Origin of the sequence: Limnothrix redekei LRLZ20PSL1, assembly GCF_043235035.1 — a bacterium.
Taxonomy (GTDB): Bacteria; Cyanobacteriota; Cyanobacteriia; order CACIAM-69d; family CACIAM-69d; genus CACIAM-69d.
In genome coordinates this window covers 263,658-281,144 of record NZ_JAZAQF010000078.1, presented here as the reverse complement: position 1 = coordinate 281,144, position 17,487 = coordinate 263,658, and the positions used below count along the sequence as shown (strand labels likewise).

The following is a 17,487-nucleotide window of genomic DNA, read 5'->3' as shown; positions in this document are numbered from 1 at the left end:
GATCACGCAGGTTTACAAGTTTTTTCAGTCTGAGGCAGTTGAGCAGATTGAAGCTCAGAATCATGCCAATCCAGCCTATCGATTCCTGCACGATCGGGTGCAACAGGCGGCTTATTCTTTGATTGCCAGGGATCAAAAACAATCAACTCATTTAAGCATTGGTCGATTGCTATTAGAAAGCACGAGCATTGAGACACTGGAATATAGCATTTTCGATATTGTGAATCACTGGAATCAAGCTCTGGATCTGATCTTGTCCAGTGAAGCAGATAGGATGAGCCTCATTCACCTGGATATTTTGGCCGGTCGGAAAGCAAAGAACTCCATTGCCTATGATGCAGCACTTGGTTATCTCAAGATTTCTATTTCTCTACTACCTCCAAATGTTTGGAGTTCTCAATATAACTTGGCTCTCGATTTGTATAGCCTCGCCGGAGAAACGGCTTACCTTTCGGGAGATTTTATATTGATGGAGCGGTGGTTATCTGTTCTACTAAATCAGACTACCAGTGTACTAGACCAAATTGATGCTTATCAGACAAAAATTCAAGCATATACTGCTCAAACTAAACAGCAAGAAGTTGTCAACCTTGCGTTACAAGTTCTTGAAAAATTAGGTATTAACTGTCCAGAGAAACCCAGCCCAGAAGCAGTAGATCAAAGCTTCACAGAGCTACAGACTAAGATATTTCGCCTGGTAAACAACTCGATTGAAACTCTCAGTCAACTGTCAAGAATGACAGATAGAAAATGGTTGGCTGTAGTTCAAGTTCTTCAATGCGCTGTCCCTACGATTTATCAAATCAATGCACCATTGTTTCAAATAATGGTCTTTAAGCTCATTGATCTATCTTTGGACTATGGAAATACTGCTTTTTCATCATTTGGCTATGCTTGCTATGGACTTTTGCTTTGCGACAAAAATCAAATAGAAAATGGATATCAATTTGGACATCTTGCAGCGATATTAGCTGAGCAATTTAATGATCGCAAAATTCAAGTTAGAACCATGTTTTGTGTCAGTGTGTTCATTAATGTTTGGAGAGATCATATTGATGATGTAGTTGCATTGCTGAAGAACGTACACCAATGGGGAATTGAGCAAGGTGAACTCGAGTTCTCTGGGTACGCAATGTTTCATTATTCATTTTGCTCTTATTTTTCCGGAATCAACTTGAGTTCACTCAAGGAACAATTGGCTGATGGTGTTGAAATACTGAAAAGCTTGAACCAAGACTCGGCCATGAATTGGACTCAATTTTACTTGGAGTCGATTCTGTCATTACTACAGGAAAAACACGTTAATACCCCAAAAGTGCAATCTGATCGGGCTAATACTTTGGAACGTCTCGGTCAACAACAAGACTTTCACGGATTATTTCATGCACTTTTAAATCATGGTAGCTTATTTTTCTTGATGGGGTATATTTCTGAATCACAAGAAGCTCTACAACATGCAGAAAAGCATCTAGATGCTGTGACAGGTAATATCGCGTTATCAATATTTACATTTTATGATTATCTAGCCAAGGTTGCATCTTACTTTGATTTGAATAGTTCCGATCAATCTAGCATGTTAAAGACATTAAATAATAGGAAATTGAGTATGCAACAATGGGCAATTCACGCCCCAAATAATTATCAGCATAAATTTCATTTAATGGAAGCTGAATATTGTCGGATATTGGGTGAGTTCTATAAAGCAATAGAGTATTACGATCTTGCCATTGTTGGAGCTAAAGAAAATAGATACCTTCAAGAAGAAGCTCTCGCTAATGAACTTGCTGCTAAGTTTTATCTCGATTGGGGTAAGGACAAAATTGCTGCGATTCACATGCAAGAAGCCTATTACTGCTATTCTCGCTGGGGCGCAAAAGCTAAAGTTGCAGATTTAGAGGAACGTTATCCTCAATTATTGCAACCCGTTTTGCAAGCAACCAGCCAGCGCTTGACTATCTTAGATACCCTCTCAAGTCTTGCTACTCCTGCTTATTCAATTCATTCCATACCTCGCACGCATTCATCCAGCAACATCAATCACACTCTAGATTTATCGACTCTGTTGCAAATTTCTCAGACCTTTGCTAGCACGATCGCCCTGGATGAACTCCTACAAACGCTAGCTCAGACAATGCTTGAGAACTCTGGGGCAGACCGATGTGCTTTAATGCTCTGCGAAGAAAACCAATGGCAAGTGCGGGTGATGGCAGACCTAGAGCGAGTAACTTTGCAGTCTGCACCGCTAGATAATAACCTAACAGTTCCTGTAAAGCTTATTCAATATGTAAAAAACACTGCGACGACGGTGATGGTTGATGATCTCAAAACTGATCTTCCAGTAATTGGTGATTACCTGAAGCAGTATCAGCCGAAGAGTGTTCTATGTTTGCCGATTCTCAATCAAGGAAAGCTACGAGCGATTTTGTATTTGGAAAATCACTCCACTAGCGATGTATTTACGAGCGATCGCATCGCAGTGCTCAACTTTCTTTGCATTCAGGCTGCTATTTCTTTAGAAAATGCCAGCCTTTACCAAAAAGCTCAACTTTATGCTCAACAAGCTCAACTTTATGCTCAACAATTAGAACAATCCCAATTGCAAATGGTGCAGAGCGAGAAGATGGCATCTTTGGGGAACCTAGTGGCGGGGGTTGCCCATGAAATTAACAACCCGATCGGCTTCCTCAATGGCAGCATCAATAATGGCAAAGAGCATGTGCGAGACTTGCTTGAACATCTAGCCCTATATCAGCAGCATTATCCTAGTCCCACTTCTCCGATTCAAGATCACGCTGAAGATATTGATTTGGAATATGTTTGCGAAGATTTGCCCCAACTCCTGAATTCAATGCAAGGAGCAACCGATCGCATCAAAAGCATTAGCACCAGCCTGCGTACCTTCTCCCGTGCCGATACGGAGTATAAAGTCAGCGCCAACCTGCATGAAGGGATTGATAGCACGCTGCTGATTCTGAAATATCGACTCAAGGCGAATGCCAATCGACCCGCGATCGAGGTGATTACCAACTATGGTGAAATACCACTGATCGATTGCTTCCCGGGACAGCTCAACCAGGTATTTATGAATATTCTGGCTAACGCGATCGATATGTTTGATGAGATAGCCCAGGGGCGATCGTTCAAGGAATTAGAAGCGCATCCTCAACAGATCACCATCAGCACAACGCTGGTTAACGACCAGGTACAAATTACGATTCGGGACAATGGCAAGGGGATGAATGCAGAAGTGCAGTCAAGAATCTTTGACCACTTGTTCACCACAAAATCCGTGGGTAAAGGCACAGGGTTGGGTCTTGCGATCGCCCAACAAATCGTAGTGGATAAACATAGCGGCAGTCTGACCGTTGAATCGGAGCCAGGACAAGGCGCTGCATTCCGAATTCAATTGCCGATCAAGGGCTGAGCAGTTTGAATTGAGCCAGCCGCTGACGAGCACCGATCAACTGGCCCAACGATTTTGCGCGACGGGTTGACAGCTTGGCCTAGAGAACCTGCGATCGCATCAGGGCCACGGGCAGACAGCGCACTTTCCCCGTAGTAGGGACATAGGCGCGTTTATTGAACACGTCGTAACCATTGCGTTCGATCGAGTGCAAAATTCGGCTGTAGAGCATCAAAGCAGCCCAAACGGGCCAGCGAGCATCGGGGTGGAGCAGGCGAATGCCCTTGGCGGCGCTGTCGAAAATGGTGCGGGCCCGCTGAATTTGGAACTGCATTAGGGCACGCCAGCGATCGTCAACCACACCATTCATCAAGTCCTGCTCGGTGTAGCGGAATCGCTCCAAATCTTCTAAGGGTAGATAAATTCGGCCCCGGTGGCGGTCTTCGCCCACGTCTCGCAGGATGTTGGTGAGCTGGTTGGCAATGCCGAGGGCGATCGCCCGTTCCGTGGGGTCATCCGGGTTGCGATCGGGGCTGGTTTGCATTTGCAAAAACCCATCCCAAGGGGCGCGGGTCGGCTCGCTAGCCACCCCCAAAACCGGCGTGGTCATCAGGCCCACCGTGCCCGCCACGCGATAGCAATATAGCTCTAGCTCTTCGTAGGTCTGGTAGCGACTGCGATAGAGATCCATTCGCTGCCCGGCGATCATGTCGCGGAAGGGCTGAATATCTAGGTTGTAGCGCCCGATCGTGTCAACCAGGGCCACATCAGAATCATCCAGCGCATGGCCACCAAAAAGCTGTTCGAGTCGCCGTTCCCAATCGTCCAGGGTTTCCGGCGTGGTCAATTTGGCCATGGGCCCATCGACCAGTTCATCAGTGCGCCGACACCAAACATAAATTGCCCAGATGGCCCGCCGCTTAGCCAACGGCATCAGCGCACTGCCCCAATAGAACGTTTTGGAGTACTTGGCTGTGACCTGGCGACACAACTCATAGGATTCTTCCAGGGTCGCCAGGGTGTTAGTGCGTGGCGGGTCAGGCAAGTGCAGCATGAAGACCGGCGGGGCTGGGAAAGGTCGATGGGTCAGTCAAAGGAGTGGCTTAGGCGGAAGCGGCCAGGGCCAAATCGCGATCGCGCTCAAGGCGCGCGGCATTGCGGACAATCGCTTGCGCTGTCAGCTTACCAGAAAGCACAGCCCCTTCCATGCTGCCTAGAAACTCTTGCATGGTGTAGCTACCGGACAGGAAAAAATTCCCGATCGAGGTTTCCTGTTGGGGGCGCAGGGCCTGGCATCCCGGCCGGGCCGTGTAGACCGATCGGGGCGTTTTTTTCACCTTGGCTTTGCGAACTTTTGCCTGGTGGGGAATGTGATCGGGGAACAGCTTTGCCAGCTCGTCCATGGTGGCAGCAATGATGTCTTCATCGGAGCGGCCGATCCAATCCTTGGCCGGAGCCAACACCAATTCCAGCATCGATCGATCCGGGTCTTCGTATTCCCGAGTGGTGCGGCTCATATCCGCATAAACACTGAGGATATCCGATCGGGAGAACAACAACTGGTCGATCGTCGGCAACTTGCAATCAAACCAAATTTGCACATTGATCACCGGCACACCTTCGAGGCCTTGCAGCTTCTCGAACTCCGGCACGGCTTTCCAAGCATCCGGCATCATGATCTTTAAGGCATCCACCGACATGGCGGACACAAAAGCATCGGCCACAATTTCCTCATCGGGCGCGCCGTTTTGACCGCGCACAATGAAAGACTTCACCGATCGATCGCCATTCAAGACAATTTCCTTCAGCGGCGCTTGGGTGCGCACTTCCCCGCCCCGAGCCGTCACATAGTCCACAATCGGCTGGCACAACCGCTCCGGCGGGGCCCCATCCAAAAAAGCCACCTTGGACCCATAGCGCTCTTGCAAAAACCGATTCAGCGCCGTCAGGGGAACCGTAGCCGACACATCCTCAGGATTAATAAACGTCAGGGCCTTGGAGGCGGCGATGAAAATGTCAGTGTTCACCTGCTCATCCACCCCCTGGAGCCGCAGCCATTCCAAGAGGCTGTACTTATCCATGGATTCCACGTACTGCTGACCCCGCACGATCGCCGGCAATAGCCCGATCGCGAATCGAATTTTTTGCTCCCAGGTCAGCATGTCGTTATTCCGCAGAATCGACATGATCACATTAAAAGGGGCGGGAATGTCCGGCACATCAAACCAAGACAGGGTTCCCGGCTTTTCCGGTTGGTTAAACACCAGAGCGTGGCGCTTCCATTGCAGGCGATCGAGAATGTCTAGCTCGCCCATCAGTTGCTTCATGTTGTGATAAGCGCCGAAAAAGGCGTGCAGCCCCGTTTCCAGCCAATCACCATCCTCATCTTTCCAAGCGGCCACCAAACCACCCAACACGGCCTCGCGTTCCAACACGATCGGCTGGTGTCCCGCATCGACCAAATATTTGGCACAGGCCAGGCCCGCTAGGCCGCCACCGGCGATTGCAACTCGCATGGATTTCAACAGTCCTACTCGCTAGGGGTAAACAACGGAAGCCACAGGGCTGATGGGGGTGGAAACCGCCCGATCGCGCTTGAAATGCGATGGGTGTTGGATTCCCTTGAATAATTCTTAAGAATTAATTTTTCAGAGCTATTATACGTTGCAATTCGTTACATTTGGGGGCAAATCAGAAGATGGTCATCCCCAGGCCACTTCCCGATCGAGCCAGGCCAGAGGCCCAAGCCCCCAATCCATCAAGGTTAAGTGGCGCTTCGTCAAGCTTTTAAGACTTAACCGATCTTTGACCGGCCTGCTTTCGACCCGGCACACCACCACAGAAGTAGGGCCAAAATCCTAAGAACCGCTGGCGCTGTCGGACACAGGCTCGGGAATTTGCACCTTTTGTCCAAATTTGGGTTCTGTTCCCTTCAACAGGCGGCTGATGTTGGTCTTGTGTCGCGCAATCACAAACACCGTAATTGCCAAGCCAAATAAACAGTAGGGCAAGGGATTTTGCAAAGACAGCATCAACACGCTGACCATGATTGCCCCGACGATCGACCCGAGGGACACATATCGCCAAATGGCCAGCACCACGCAGAAGGCCGCGAACCCGCCCAAGCCCACTTGCCAAGACAGGGCCAGCAACGTGCCCAAGCTGGTGGCGACGGATTTGCCGCCCTGGAAATTCAGCCACAGGGATTTGCTGTGGCCAATCACGGCGGTGAGACCGGCGACCACTTCTAACCAGGGCTTGATTGCCAGCCAGGTGGGATCGACGATGAGGTCGCCAGTCCAAAGGGCGCGCACCAGTCCAATGGCGATCGCCCCTTTCAGGATGTCGAAGATAAAGACAGTGATCCCGGCTGGTTTGCCCACGGTGCGCATCACGTTGGTGGCCCCGGTGGAGCCGGAACCATATTGGCGGATGTCGATACCTTTGAGCCAGCGCCCGGCTAGATATCCAGCGGGGATGGAGCCGAGCAGGTAGGCCAAAACGAGTAATCCTAGTGCGATCGCAACAGCCATAGTTTCCAGTCCGCCAACGCCAAGCTGAATTCAACGCCACTTTATCAGCCAATGCAGCCCATGCAGTCGCCTTGATCGTGTTGCTTTGTCACAGGGCAATGGTGACCGTTTGCTGCGCTCTCTCAGTCCGGCTGCATCATTTATCACACCAGCGCCCGGCAGACAGGTCAAAAAAATTGCCAACCCTGACTTCAACCCCCGATCGCCCTGATCCTCGTCTTTGGCTGGGCAGCAGCAGCCCAAAGCCACCACAAATCATCCTCAAAATTCAGACGATCGAACGCCAGCCAACCTAAAAATGGCGGATCACTTTCGATCGTCAACGGGAGTCGATCGTGGATCGCTTGTATCAACAGGCAAAGTCAGTTTTTTTAAATGCCTTTCAGTCCAAAGTTTCTGTTTCAGGCATTATTTTTCTTTCAAAAATATCAATGTAAAATAAAATACAGATATTGAAAATGATTTGAAATCAAGAAAAAATATTTAATTTTTGAATTTTTGGGAATTTTGCAAATTTCAGCAATTATCTCACTCATACTCAAGCATCAAATAAAGTTCAATTAAGTTGAAGTTTTCAGAAAATGATTCTTAAATCTTTTTTGGGGTCAAACACTAAAAGTTTCAACAAAACGAGAACTCAATTAGACTGAGAATCGGAATTAATTGAAGTTTTGTGTAAAAAATGTATTGCAAATATTTAAAAATAAAATGATTTCTCTTAAGAAAGATTATTGCTAATTTTCAATTGCGTGTTTATACGGAACTATTCAGAAAAATGAAAAAATTAACATTAACTTCTCTCAAATTCCAATTAGCTTGAGGCACAATTTGTAGAGTCCAATTGGAAAGTCTGATCAACCCTCCAATTAAGCTGGAGATTGTGCAACATGTCAGTGGATTGGAAAGTGAACAGTGCAGAACCCGCTGCTCAAGCAATGGGTGGTGAGGTTCTTGATCTCAGCAACGAATTTCGCGACGACTACCATGTCTTGGTCTACCGCTGTCCCGATGGGCGGGTGATTGTATTTGAAGATTGGTGGTTTCGCGTCAGTGAGTTTGCGAATGAGGAAACTTTCCAAAAGGCCCTTGCGGGGGGAAATGAAGATTACCCGTTTGATTTGGAATTAGCCAATAAGCAGATTCGTTTGGAGTAGATCACGGCGATCGAGATCAGCAATGGGCTAATTCAAGGGTGATGGCTAAATTTCGCAAGAACGCAGGTTAGCCACTCAAACAAGATTCCAATTGAGAACCCATCGACAGACTCCTTAGCCCCATTAGCTCGATCGACTCGATCAACCAAATCAGTTGCCTGGTGTTTCCCTAGGGTTGCAGTGCTTTTTGGAGAAGTGATTTGTGAAGAATCAAAAGATTGTGGAAGCGATGCCTGGCTACCGCTGGGAAATTGATGGAGCCAATTTCGTTAAGGTCGTCTATCGTCAAGATTCAGACCTGGTTGTTTTTGCTGATCAGGGCATTTGCCACTATCGGTTTGAGGACGATGGTGAGCGGTTGATGGAGTTTTTGGACGCACAATCGCTGGTGGATGTGGGCACGGTCACGGATGGTGGTTGGCTGGATGTCACGCCCAGTGTTGTGATTCCCTGGAGTTCGGCCACGGAAACAACAAATGCAACAGCAGATTCTTCTACCTCAGCACCGTCCACCCAAGCGATGTCCTACACCTTTCGGGTACTGAACAACGACGGCACTGAGTTTGGAAAAGGGTGCTTTACCCTAGGGAATGGCAGCGAGTCTTCGGTGGACTATCGCCGGGGCAGTGCGGAAACCTTGACGGCGTTTTGGTATCGCGACCCGATCGTTGGTGTGTTGGATCTCAGCGCTCTGTTGAGCTTGAGTTTTAGCGATCGAGCAGGCGAGCAACAGTTTCGGTTCAATGCCTGGGCCCAGCCAGACTTCGATCGGGGCTTGGTGGCCGGTGGTGCAACGCCGGAGCAACTGGGTCATGTGTCTGCGCACCGGGGGGCGACGGAAGACGGAAGCTGTCAAGGGCGCAAGTTGGAGTGGGTGGCGATCGGGCAGCCCACGATCGAAGTCATCGAAGACGATGGCGTGACGATCCCGCTGGTGGACTTGGTGGTGGCGATCGACTCCAGCGTTTCCATGAAGGACGAAGCGGTGGCGCTGGATGCGGCCGTTTCCGCCGCGATCGAGGCGGCCCGGGCCCATTGCCCCTCTGACTTGCGAGTGGTCTATCTGGGCATTGAAGGCACGTTCCGAGACACCCGTTTTAATCAATCCATTCGCAAATACCTCACCACAACGGCCAAAGCGGCGGAGTCCGAGTTGCGGGGTCGCCAACGCGGCACGGTGGCCGGCGGCGGGGCCCAAGAAGACGGCGCAAGGGCGATCGAGGATCTGAGTCGCCATTTTGACTGGCGGCCGGGGGCTGGGCGGGCCCTGTTCTTCCTGGGCGATGAGTCCTTGGATGGTGGGAACCAGGATGCCAAGCAAGATCAAGGAGACATCGAAGCCGCCAACCTCGCGATCGCGGTGGCCAAGGAAGCTGGCGTGCGGGTGCATACCTATTTTGGGACTTCGTCAGTGAAAGACAAAGTTCGCCGGGAAATTGAAGGGGAATACGCCAGGGTGGCCCGGGAAACAGGCGGTCAATCCTTCACCTCCCAGGATGCACTGCGGGGCTTCCAATCCCTGCTGCAAGACGTGATTTGCGGCAGCAAGCCCGAACCGCGTCGCATTGAACATCCCTTCTGTTGCTGCCAGGCCTACGTTGAATCATAAGGGTTCACTAATCAGCGGTTTGCCCAACGTTTCACGATCACCAAGCCCAAACCTCACAGGAATTTGCTGCTATGCCTCAGGTCACGAGTTTTGTTTTTCACACCTTGAATCCGGATGGTTCGGTTTATGGCCGGGGCTGTTTTGCCTATGAAGGGCCGCCGGATGGGGTTGATATTCAATACAACTTCGGCACGTCGGCCGGCGGAACGGCGAATAAGATGCTGTCGTTTTGGTATAGCGACCCGGTGACGGGCACGCTGGATATCAGCGCACTGATTAATTTCAACTGGACGAATGGTTGGCAGGGGGCCCACTATCGGTTTGATTTCAACCTCTGGAACCATCCCTACAACAGCCACGGCATGACCGCTGGCCAAGCCCAACCGAACCGCCTGGGCCCCATTTCCGGTCACCGGGGCAATGGGGATGTTTCAACCCAAAAGCGGCTGCAATGGCCCACCTTGGCTCCGGCCACCATGACCGGCCAGGGCGGATCCGCCGCGCCGGTTCCCGCGCCCGCCCCGGTGCCAACGCCCTCGCCCACGGAGGTCTTGACGATTCCCAAGGTGGATCTGGTGGTGGTGATCGATTCCAGCGTGTCGATGAAGGATGAGGCGACGGCCCTGAGTGAGGCGGTGGGCGCAGCGATCGAGGCGGCCAAAACCAGTTGCCCTTCTGATTTGCGGGTGACTTATTTGGGGATTGAGGGGGTGTTTAAGGGAACGCGGTTCGATCGCACCGTGCGCAATTACCTAACGGAAACGGCTAAGGTGTCGGAATCGGTGCTGAAGGGCCGCAAGGTGGGCACGGTGGCCGGCGGCGGGGCCCAAGAGGACGGCGCAAGGGCGATCGAAGATGTGTCCCTGAACTTTGACTGGCGATCGGGCGCATCGCGGGCCATCTTCTTCCTGGGTGATGAGTCCTTGGAAGGGGGCAACGAGAACGCCAAGCAGGATCAGGCAGATATCGAAGCCGCCAACCGGGCGATCGCCACGGCCAAGCAAACCAAGGTGAAAGTCCACACCTATTTGGGGACATCCGGTGTGAAGGCCAGTGTGAAAAAAGAAATCGAGGGTGAATATGCTCGCGTGGCCAAGGAAACCGGCGGGCAGGGTTTCACTTCGCAAGATGCCCTGAGTGGTTTTACGGGACTGCTGCAAAAGGTGATCTGCGGCAGCAAGACGGTGATTCCGGCCCCTGCGCCAACCCCCACGCCAACGCCTGCGCCGGCCGCGCAACCCTTCTGTTGCTGCCAGGCGTTTGTGGAAGGCAAGTAGTTCCTGCGATGCTTGCAATTCCCGTTGCCACCCACCAGCGGGCGATCGGGGCGTGAGCGAACTGATCCGTTCAGATTGAGCACGAATTGAGCACGAAGCATGGGGGCCGATCGCCCGATCGGCCCCCACTTTCCTTTGCGTATTCGTTGGGAGCTTTTTTGTTGAGATCTTGAGGTTGATCCCGATCCCTGGGCCGGCCGCGCTGTCTAAGCTCGCGAGCCGATCGCCTTGTGGAAGGCCGACCGCTCACTCAGCCGTTTCAGGTAAGCGCTCAGTGCTGGATAGGGCGACAGATCCATTTTCAGCATCATGGGGATGTAGGCCAAAATTGACCCCAGGGCCACATCCGCCACCCCGAAAGTTTCACCCGTGATATAGGACGACTGGCTCAACAGCTCGTTGATGCCGCCCAACAAGCGCGGAGCTTCCCGATCGCGGTTAGCTTCCACAAAAATTCCGGTGGCAACGGTGGAATTGGCAAACAGCGTCCATTGTTGATCCACTGCCCGTTGCTCCGTGGATTTTTCGGGGCCGTACTTAGCATCCAAATAGAGCAAAATCGCGCCGGATTCCCACAATTTGAAGTCGCCATCTTCAATGGCCGGCACTTTGCCAAAGGGGTTAATGTCCGTCAGCGGCGGTTGGCGGTGTTCGCCGGCCTGCATGTCGAGCAAAATGAACTCGTAGTCTAGGCCCAACTCTTCGAGATACCACTGCACGATCGAGGCCCGGCTGCGCGCACCGCCATAAAGCTTAATAGCCATTGAATTTCAGTCCCAGTTTTGATTAATTTGCTCAGACTGAAATTTTAATCATTAACGCAGGGCCCCAACCGAAACCCCCGCCCCGGAGAATTAGCGAGTGCCCGTACCTTGAGTGCGGCTGGGGCCACCGTTGTCGGGGGGCGTGGGCTGGGCGGCTGAGGCACTTTGGGGCGCGACGGCCGCCACCAGCGCGGCATCGATCGAATGGCCATCGATCGGTTGCATCACGGCGGCCGAACCCAGAATTACGCCCACGAGGGTCAAGCTTTGGCCAATGCGGGTGCAAGTTTGAAGTGCGGTCATGATTCAAGCCCCTGATGCGAGTCGTGAAGGTCAGCCAGGGTCGCGATTGGATTGCGTCGCGCTCCTGATGACTCTTACTGTCGTGGGCGTTGCAAATCCGGAGAGGGGCAGCCGTGAAACTACGGAGGCTGGCCGATCGCCCGATCGCTGAAAGGCTGATCATCTCGTTGGCGGTGGCAGCGATTCAGCGTCCAGTTTTGTAACTGGTTTTTAACCATCTCCGCTCCAGGAACCTCCCTTGCAACCCGAGCAGCCTGATATCCAGACCAACCAAAACAAAAGGGACTGCCAGGGCGATCGCCTAGCAGCCCCCAGCCAACTGAGCAGGGCCGGTTTAGAGGGAGGAAGGCGGGATCACCTGCAAGGCCGATCGCACCACATCCGGCGTTTGATCCAGCACCACCCCCAACAGGGCCCCGGTGGAGGTACGGCTGATGATGGCATCGGCCGCTCCGCTGTTGTTCACGTTGCCAGCGGTCACCGTCACATCAGCAATGGCGAAATCCGCCGCCAGCAGCACCACATCTCCTTGGCTAACGCTGAGATCCACAATTCGATCGACCGTTTGCACCCCGGCTCCGGCCACGGCTTCCTCAGCCCGCAACACAAACAAATCTCGGCCCGCGCCCCCCGTCAGCACATCCGTGCCAAAGTCGCCGGACAACACATCATCCCCATCACCACCCAACAGCGTGTCGTTCTCCCGACCACCCCGCAGAATGTCATTGCCATCGCCACCCACCAGAGAATCATTGCCCCGGTTGCCACTTAGGAGATCATTGCCCAAGCCGCCATCCAGCGCATCATTATCAGCACCGCCATTGAGCACATCGTTGGCATCGTTGCCCAACAGCAGGTCATTGCCCGCATTGCCAAACAGCACATCCACGTCACTAGAACCAGTCACGGTGTCATTGCCACCCAAGGCCCGCACCCCGCTGGGATATTCACTGAGACTATTGACGGGAATAACACGGTTATCGCTGTCATTGGTCAAGTCCAAAAATTTAGGCCCCGCCAACAAGTTCACGCTGTTGCGAGTGAGAAAGCTGCGTACCTCGTTGCCGGACACTGCACCCACAAACTGATCCGTTGCGCGGCCACTTTGCACCAAGCGCACATCGGGGGTCGATCGCACACCCGCCTGTTGCACCAAGCCCACTTCCTGTTGAGTGTTCACCTTGGCCAAAACCACGTCGTAGTTTTTAACGATCTCTTCTAGAACTGGGCTGAGCTGTTGGCAGGCGCTGCAAGTGGGCGAGGAAAAGTACAGAACCACCGGCTTCTCGCTGGATTTGCTCACCACCTCGCTCTGAAAATTTTGGGCTGTGATATCAACTTTGGAACTCATGATTTAGACCTTTTATCTGGATAACCATCAATCATTTGTCTTCACGACTATGCCCTAAGTCGTCGGGAAAATCTTCCATGGAAAGGGCCGCCTCCCGTCCTATGATGAAATCCGTTCAACCCTCCCGACATTTGACCGACCCGTGACCCAGACCTATCGCATTGCGCTGCTGCCCGGTGATGGCATTGGCCCCGAAATTACCCGCGTTGCTGTTCAGGTGCTCGAAACTGTCGCCCAAAAGATTGGGGTGACCTTTGAATTCACCGAAGCGCCGATCGGGGGCTGCGCGATCAACCAAACCGGCGAACCCTTGCCCGCCAGCACCCTGGAAATTTGCCGCAACAGTGACTCGGTGCTGCTAGCGGCGATCGGCGGCTACAAGTGGGACAGCTTGCCCAATGCCCAACGGCCCGAGCGCGGTCTGCTGGGTCTGCGGGCGGGTTTGGGTCTGTTTGCCAACCTGCGGCCGGCGACGATTTTGCCCCAGTTGGTGGATGCCTCGACCCTCAAGCGGGAAGTCGTCGAAGGCACGGACATCATGGTGGTGCGCGAGCTGACCGGTGGCATTTACTTTGGGCAACCGCGCGGCATCTTTGAGGGCGAAAACGGCGAAAAGCGCGGTGTCAACACGATGGTTTATTCCGAAGGCGAGGTCGATCGAATCGCCCGCGTGGCCTTTGAAACGGCGAAACGTCGGGGCAGCAAGCTTTGCTCGGTGGATAAGTCGAACGTGTTGGAAGTGTCGCAACTGTGGCGCGATCGGGTGACGGCCGTGGCTGCGGACTATCCCGATGTGGAGTTGTCTCATCTCTATGTGGACAACGCGGCGATGCAGTTAGTTCGCGCACCGAAACAGTTCGATACGATCGTCACGGGCAACCTGTTTGGCGACATTCTTTCGGATGCGGCGGCGATGTTGACCGGCAGTATCGGCATGTTGCCCTCGGCGAGCTTGGGCGAACCGGGCAAGCCGGGTGTGTTTGAGCCGGTGCATGGTTCCGCGCCGGACATTGCGGGCCAAGACAAGGCGAATCCGTTGGCCCATGTGTTGAGCGCGGCGATGATGTTGCGCTATGGGTTAGATCTGCCCGAGGGCGCTGACCGAATTGAAAAGGCGGTGAATGAAGTGCTCGATCGGGGTTTCCGCACGGGTGACATCATGTCCGAAGGCAAGACCCTGGTGGGTTGCACGGCCATGGGCGAGGCCTTGATCGCCGTGTTGAACGAAGCGTAAGACACCGGAAGGCGCACGGAATCGGGAAACCGGAGGGCGCACGTCGGTGCGCCCCTACCCAATGTTTCCGGTCTGTAGGGGCGCACCGCTGTGCGCCCAAATCCAGGATCTTGGCAGAAATCCTTTAATTTCGGTTGATTGGGTGGCAAAAACGGGCAAACAACGATTAGATGCGCTGTTGGTGAGTCGCGGATTGTGCGAGTCGCGTCAGTTGGCCCAACGGTGGATTCGGGCTGGTGAAGTGCGGGTCGATCGCGCCTGCATCGACAAGCCCGGAACCCTAATCGCCGAAGATGCCGAGATTGAAGTAGCGGCCCGATCGCGCTTTGTGTCCCGGGGTGGCGAAAAGTTGATCCACGCCCTGGAGGCCTTCCCGATCGATCCCACGGGTCGGGTCTGTCTCGATGGCGGCATTTCCACGGGCGGCTTCACCGATTGCCTGTTGCAAGCGGGTGCGGCCAAGGTTTATGGCGTGGATGTGGGCTATGGGCAAGTGGCCTGGAGCCTGCGCCAGGATCCGCGTGTGGTGTTGCGCGAACGCACCAATCTGCGCCACCTGACCCCAGCGGAACTTTACGGGCCGGACGATCCGCTCCCCGATTTGGGTGTGGCGGATGTGTCGTTTATTTCCCTGACGAAGGTGTTGCCGGCCCTATGGGCGCTGTTGCAACCGCCGCGCGAGGTGATTTTGCTGGTGAAGCCGCAGTTTGAAGTGGGGCGCGATCGCCTGGGCAAAAACGGCGTGGTGCGGAATCCGCGCGATCGGGCGGAGGCGATCGCCACGGTTTGGCAAGCGGCCGAGGCGATCGGTTGGCACTACGGCGGCCTGGTGCGATCGCCCATCACCGGCCCAGCGGGCAATGTGGAATTTTTGCTTTGGTTGCGTGACGAAGAAATTGCGGGGCGATCGGCTCCCAATTTGGCGGAATTTTTGGCCGTGGCACAAGCCGCTGATGACTAGTTATTAATGAAGCCCAAACACACCTCAAATTATGATTGGATAAACGCAATTAGAGTAAACGCAATTATTTGATGGTTGAGCAAAGAACAGAAACATTGATCGTGATTTCTGATAGCTCCTTAGATTTTTGCGTCAGAGCATCAGCAATTTGCTTCATTTTGGGGTTCATGGCTTGGATTTTTTGGCGATCGATGGGCTGGTTTTCGATCGCTACTGCCGACTCTTTCACTAAACCGTCAAAGGCTTTTAAGTCTTTCTCCATCCCCTGCAATCCTGCTAAGAAGCGATCGCGAGTGGCTTGCAAGGAGCTGTCTGATAATGACAGTGCTTCAGCTTGGGCGATCGCCTTCGCCACGGCCGGCAAATGCGCTGCCATGGATTGTTTGCCCATGTTATTCGCAACACGCAACTGGATATCGTCATTCGGATCTTTGATTTGGTTGGCTCTGGACTGCACTTCAATTTGAGCCTTTAATCCGTAGCCAAAGTCGCTCTTGGTGAGGGCTTCTAGGGCTTTGCACTGTTCCTTGGGCGTGCTGGCGTTGCTGGCCCCTGGGGCGGCTGGTGATGCGTTGGCCGTGGAGGAAGTCTGCACGGTTGGGGTGGCACTGGCGATCGCCGTGAGGCCCCAAGACTGGACGAGATCCATGAGCGGAATTTCGGCTGTCAGGGGGTCGGTATTGGGGGTTGATCCTTCGCGCGTGGTCAACGATTCGGGGCAGGGTTTGGCCTCGGCGGTCGGCTGGGCTTCTGTGAGCACTTTGCCCGTTTTGGCGCTGACTAATTTCAGACCAACTTTTTGGGAAAACCGTTCAACACTGGAACCTGATGAGTAGCGACAGGTTTCGATGACTTCTGGCTTTTCGGGGGCAACACACAGCACGAGTTGGGTTTCTTTAATGACGGTTGCCTGTTTGGCTTTGGCATCTAGGTACAGAGCGTCAGCAACAAAATTGCTACCATCTGCCACCATCGCCACGATCGGGGGTGTTGGATTTTTGGGATCGTAGTCGGCGGCTTCAGCAACTGGCTGACCACTACAGGCAACGGCCAACGGGGCGAGCGCAATCGTCACTTCCGGGCTAAGGCGGCTAGGAGCACAAGCACTCAGCCAGGGGAGTGGCAGGATGATCGCACTGATGAGGATCGTGATGTGGCGGCCAGAGCGTGCAAGCGTGGAGTACTGCATGATGGAATGCAAGAGAACGAGATGGAATGCAAGAGAACGAGATTGGACAAGTAATCCTAATTGAGACCATTCTCGCCCCATAAATTTGCACAGGTCAGAAACGCTAGCCGAGAGTCCGGATCAGGATGAACAGCGATGCGCCCCGATCCATCATTCCGACCAATGACTTTGGACTGGGCGACAACGCTGATTGTTCAAGATTTTGCAGGGCTGTTCAGGGCTTTCAGGGGGCGATCGATCGCAACCCAAGCCCCCCTAAATCGGCCATTGGCATTACATCACCCCCTTCGAGCCAGAGGATAAGCAGCCACATAGTGGTTTGTAAAGTCTTTCCACCAATCTGCTAAGGAAGTCAGAGGGTGATTACGAATTCTGGAGTAACCACTGAGCTTGAAGGTTCCAGAATTGAATATTGCGCACCGATCGTGATCTATCAGCGGTGGCACGTTCTGCCCTTGCTGAAGCCTGATGCGTGAAGCATGGGCGATGGTTGGGGATCTTTAACAGAATTACTTCCACGCGATCCGCTGATCCCACAAAATTCAGAGAAATTTCTTCAAAAAAACTTCAAGGATCTGATCAAATTTTTGATCACGAGCTAACAACAGCAGTCTCAAAGTTGCCCCTTTGGGAGATGAGAAAGGCATGATGAAATTGACCCAAATCCGAACCGTCATCGACGAATGACTGTCAATTTAAGACTTGCCTA

General features: G+C 53.0%; 13 protein-coding genes. 6 read left to right on the top strand and 7 right to left on the bottom strand.

The features are described 5' to 3' along the window. Positions 1 to 3,424 (top strand): ATP-binding protein (locus VPK24_RS13870; protein WP_393014188.1); only part of this gene is annotated, 3,424 nt, incomplete at its 5' end. Between the two features lie 79 nt (positions 3,425 to 3,503). Here the strand turns inward: VPK24_RS13870 and VPK24_RS13865 are convergent. From VPK24_RS13865 to plsY, 3 genes are all read right to left on the bottom strand, one after another. After that, positions 3,504 to 4,457, bottom strand: coding sequence for a phytoene synthase (locus VPK24_RS13865; protein ID WP_393014186.1), 954 nt, complete (start codon positions 4,455 to 4,457; stop codon positions 3,504 to 3,506). A 49-nt stretch (positions 4,458 to 4,506) separates the two neighbouring features. Further along, entirely contained in the window at positions 4,507 to 5,919 is a 1,413-nt protein-coding gene (pds, locus tag VPK24_RS13860; RefSeq protein WP_190356128.1) for a 15-cis-phytoene desaturase, read from the bottom strand. A 342-nt stretch (positions 5,920 to 6,261) separates the two neighbouring features. Then, positions 6,262 to 6,936 carry a glycerol-3-phosphate 1-O-acyltransferase PlsY gene (gene plsY, locus VPK24_RS13855; RefSeq protein WP_393014184.1) on the bottom strand — a complete coding sequence of 225 codons (675 nt, stop codon included), beginning with the start codon at positions 6,934 to 6,936 and terminating at the stop codon, positions 6,262 to 6,264. 887 nt (positions 6,937 to 7,823) lie between these two features. Here plsY and VPK24_RS13850 point away from each other — a divergent pair. The 3 genes from VPK24_RS13850 (at position 7,824) to VPK24_RS13840 (ending at position 10,976) form a co-directional block, all read left to right on the top strand. Continuing rightward, positions 7,824 to 8,090 (top strand): hypothetical protein, encoded by a 267-nt coding sequence (locus VPK24_RS13850; protein ID WP_393014183.1) that lies wholly within the window; start codon positions 7,824 to 7,826, stop codon positions 8,088 to 8,090. 202 nt (positions 8,091 to 8,292) lie between these two features. Next, positions 8,293 to 9,699, top strand: coding sequence for a hypothetical protein (locus VPK24_RS13845; protein WP_393014181.1), 1,407 nt, complete (start codon positions 8,293 to 8,295; stop codon positions 9,697 to 9,699). 71 nt (positions 9,700 to 9,770) lie between these two features. Then, positions 9,771 to 10,976, top strand: a complete 1,206-nt coding sequence (locus VPK24_RS13840; RefSeq protein WP_393014179.1) for a hypothetical protein — start codon at positions 9,771 to 9,773, stop codon at positions 10,974 to 10,976. 206 nt (positions 10,977 to 11,182) lie between these two features. Here the strand turns inward: VPK24_RS13840 and VPK24_RS13835 are convergent, their stop codons facing one another. From VPK24_RS13835 to VPK24_RS13825, 3 genes are all read right to left on the bottom strand, one after another. Next, positions 11,183 to 11,740 carry a glutathione S-transferase family protein gene (locus tag VPK24_RS13835; RefSeq protein WP_393014177.1) on the bottom strand — a complete coding sequence of 186 codons (558 nt, stop codon included), beginning with the start codon at positions 11,738 to 11,740 and terminating at the stop codon, positions 11,183 to 11,185. Positions 11,741 to 11,830: 90 nt separating this feature from the next. After that, positions 11,831 to 12,043, bottom strand: coding sequence for a hypothetical protein (locus VPK24_RS13830; RefSeq protein ID WP_099533621.1), 213 nt, complete (start codon positions 12,041 to 12,043; stop codon positions 11,831 to 11,833). Between the two features lie 334 nt (positions 12,044 to 12,377). After that, complete coding sequence (locus VPK24_RS13825) at positions 12,378 to 13,394, bottom strand: thioredoxin domain-containing protein (RefSeq protein WP_190356134.1); 1,017 nt, start codon at positions 13,392 to 13,394, stop codon at positions 12,378 to 12,380. A gap of 142 nt (positions 13,395 to 13,536) precedes the next feature. Here VPK24_RS13825 and leuB point away from each other — a divergent pair, with 142 nt between their 5' ends. Together leuB and VPK24_RS13815 are read left to right on the top strand one after the other, a co-directional pair. Continuing rightward, a complete protein-coding gene (leuB, locus tag VPK24_RS13820) occupies positions 13,537 to 14,628 on the top strand; it encodes a 3-isopropylmalate dehydrogenase (RefSeq protein ID WP_393014176.1) in 1,092 nt (363 codons plus the stop codon). Between the two features lie 142 nt (positions 14,629 to 14,770). After that, complete coding sequence (locus VPK24_RS13815) at positions 14,771 to 15,589, top strand: TlyA family RNA methyltransferase (RefSeq protein WP_393014174.1); 819 nt, start codon at positions 14,771 to 14,773, stop codon at positions 15,587 to 15,589. Between the two features lie 64 nt (positions 15,590 to 15,653). Here VPK24_RS13815 and VPK24_RS13810 read toward each other — a convergent pair whose 3' ends face one another. Further along, entirely contained in the window at positions 15,654 to 16,778 is a 1,125-nt protein-coding gene (locus tag VPK24_RS13810) for a hypothetical protein (protein WP_393014172.1), read from the bottom strand. Positions 16,779 to 17,487 lie beyond the last annotated feature (709 nt).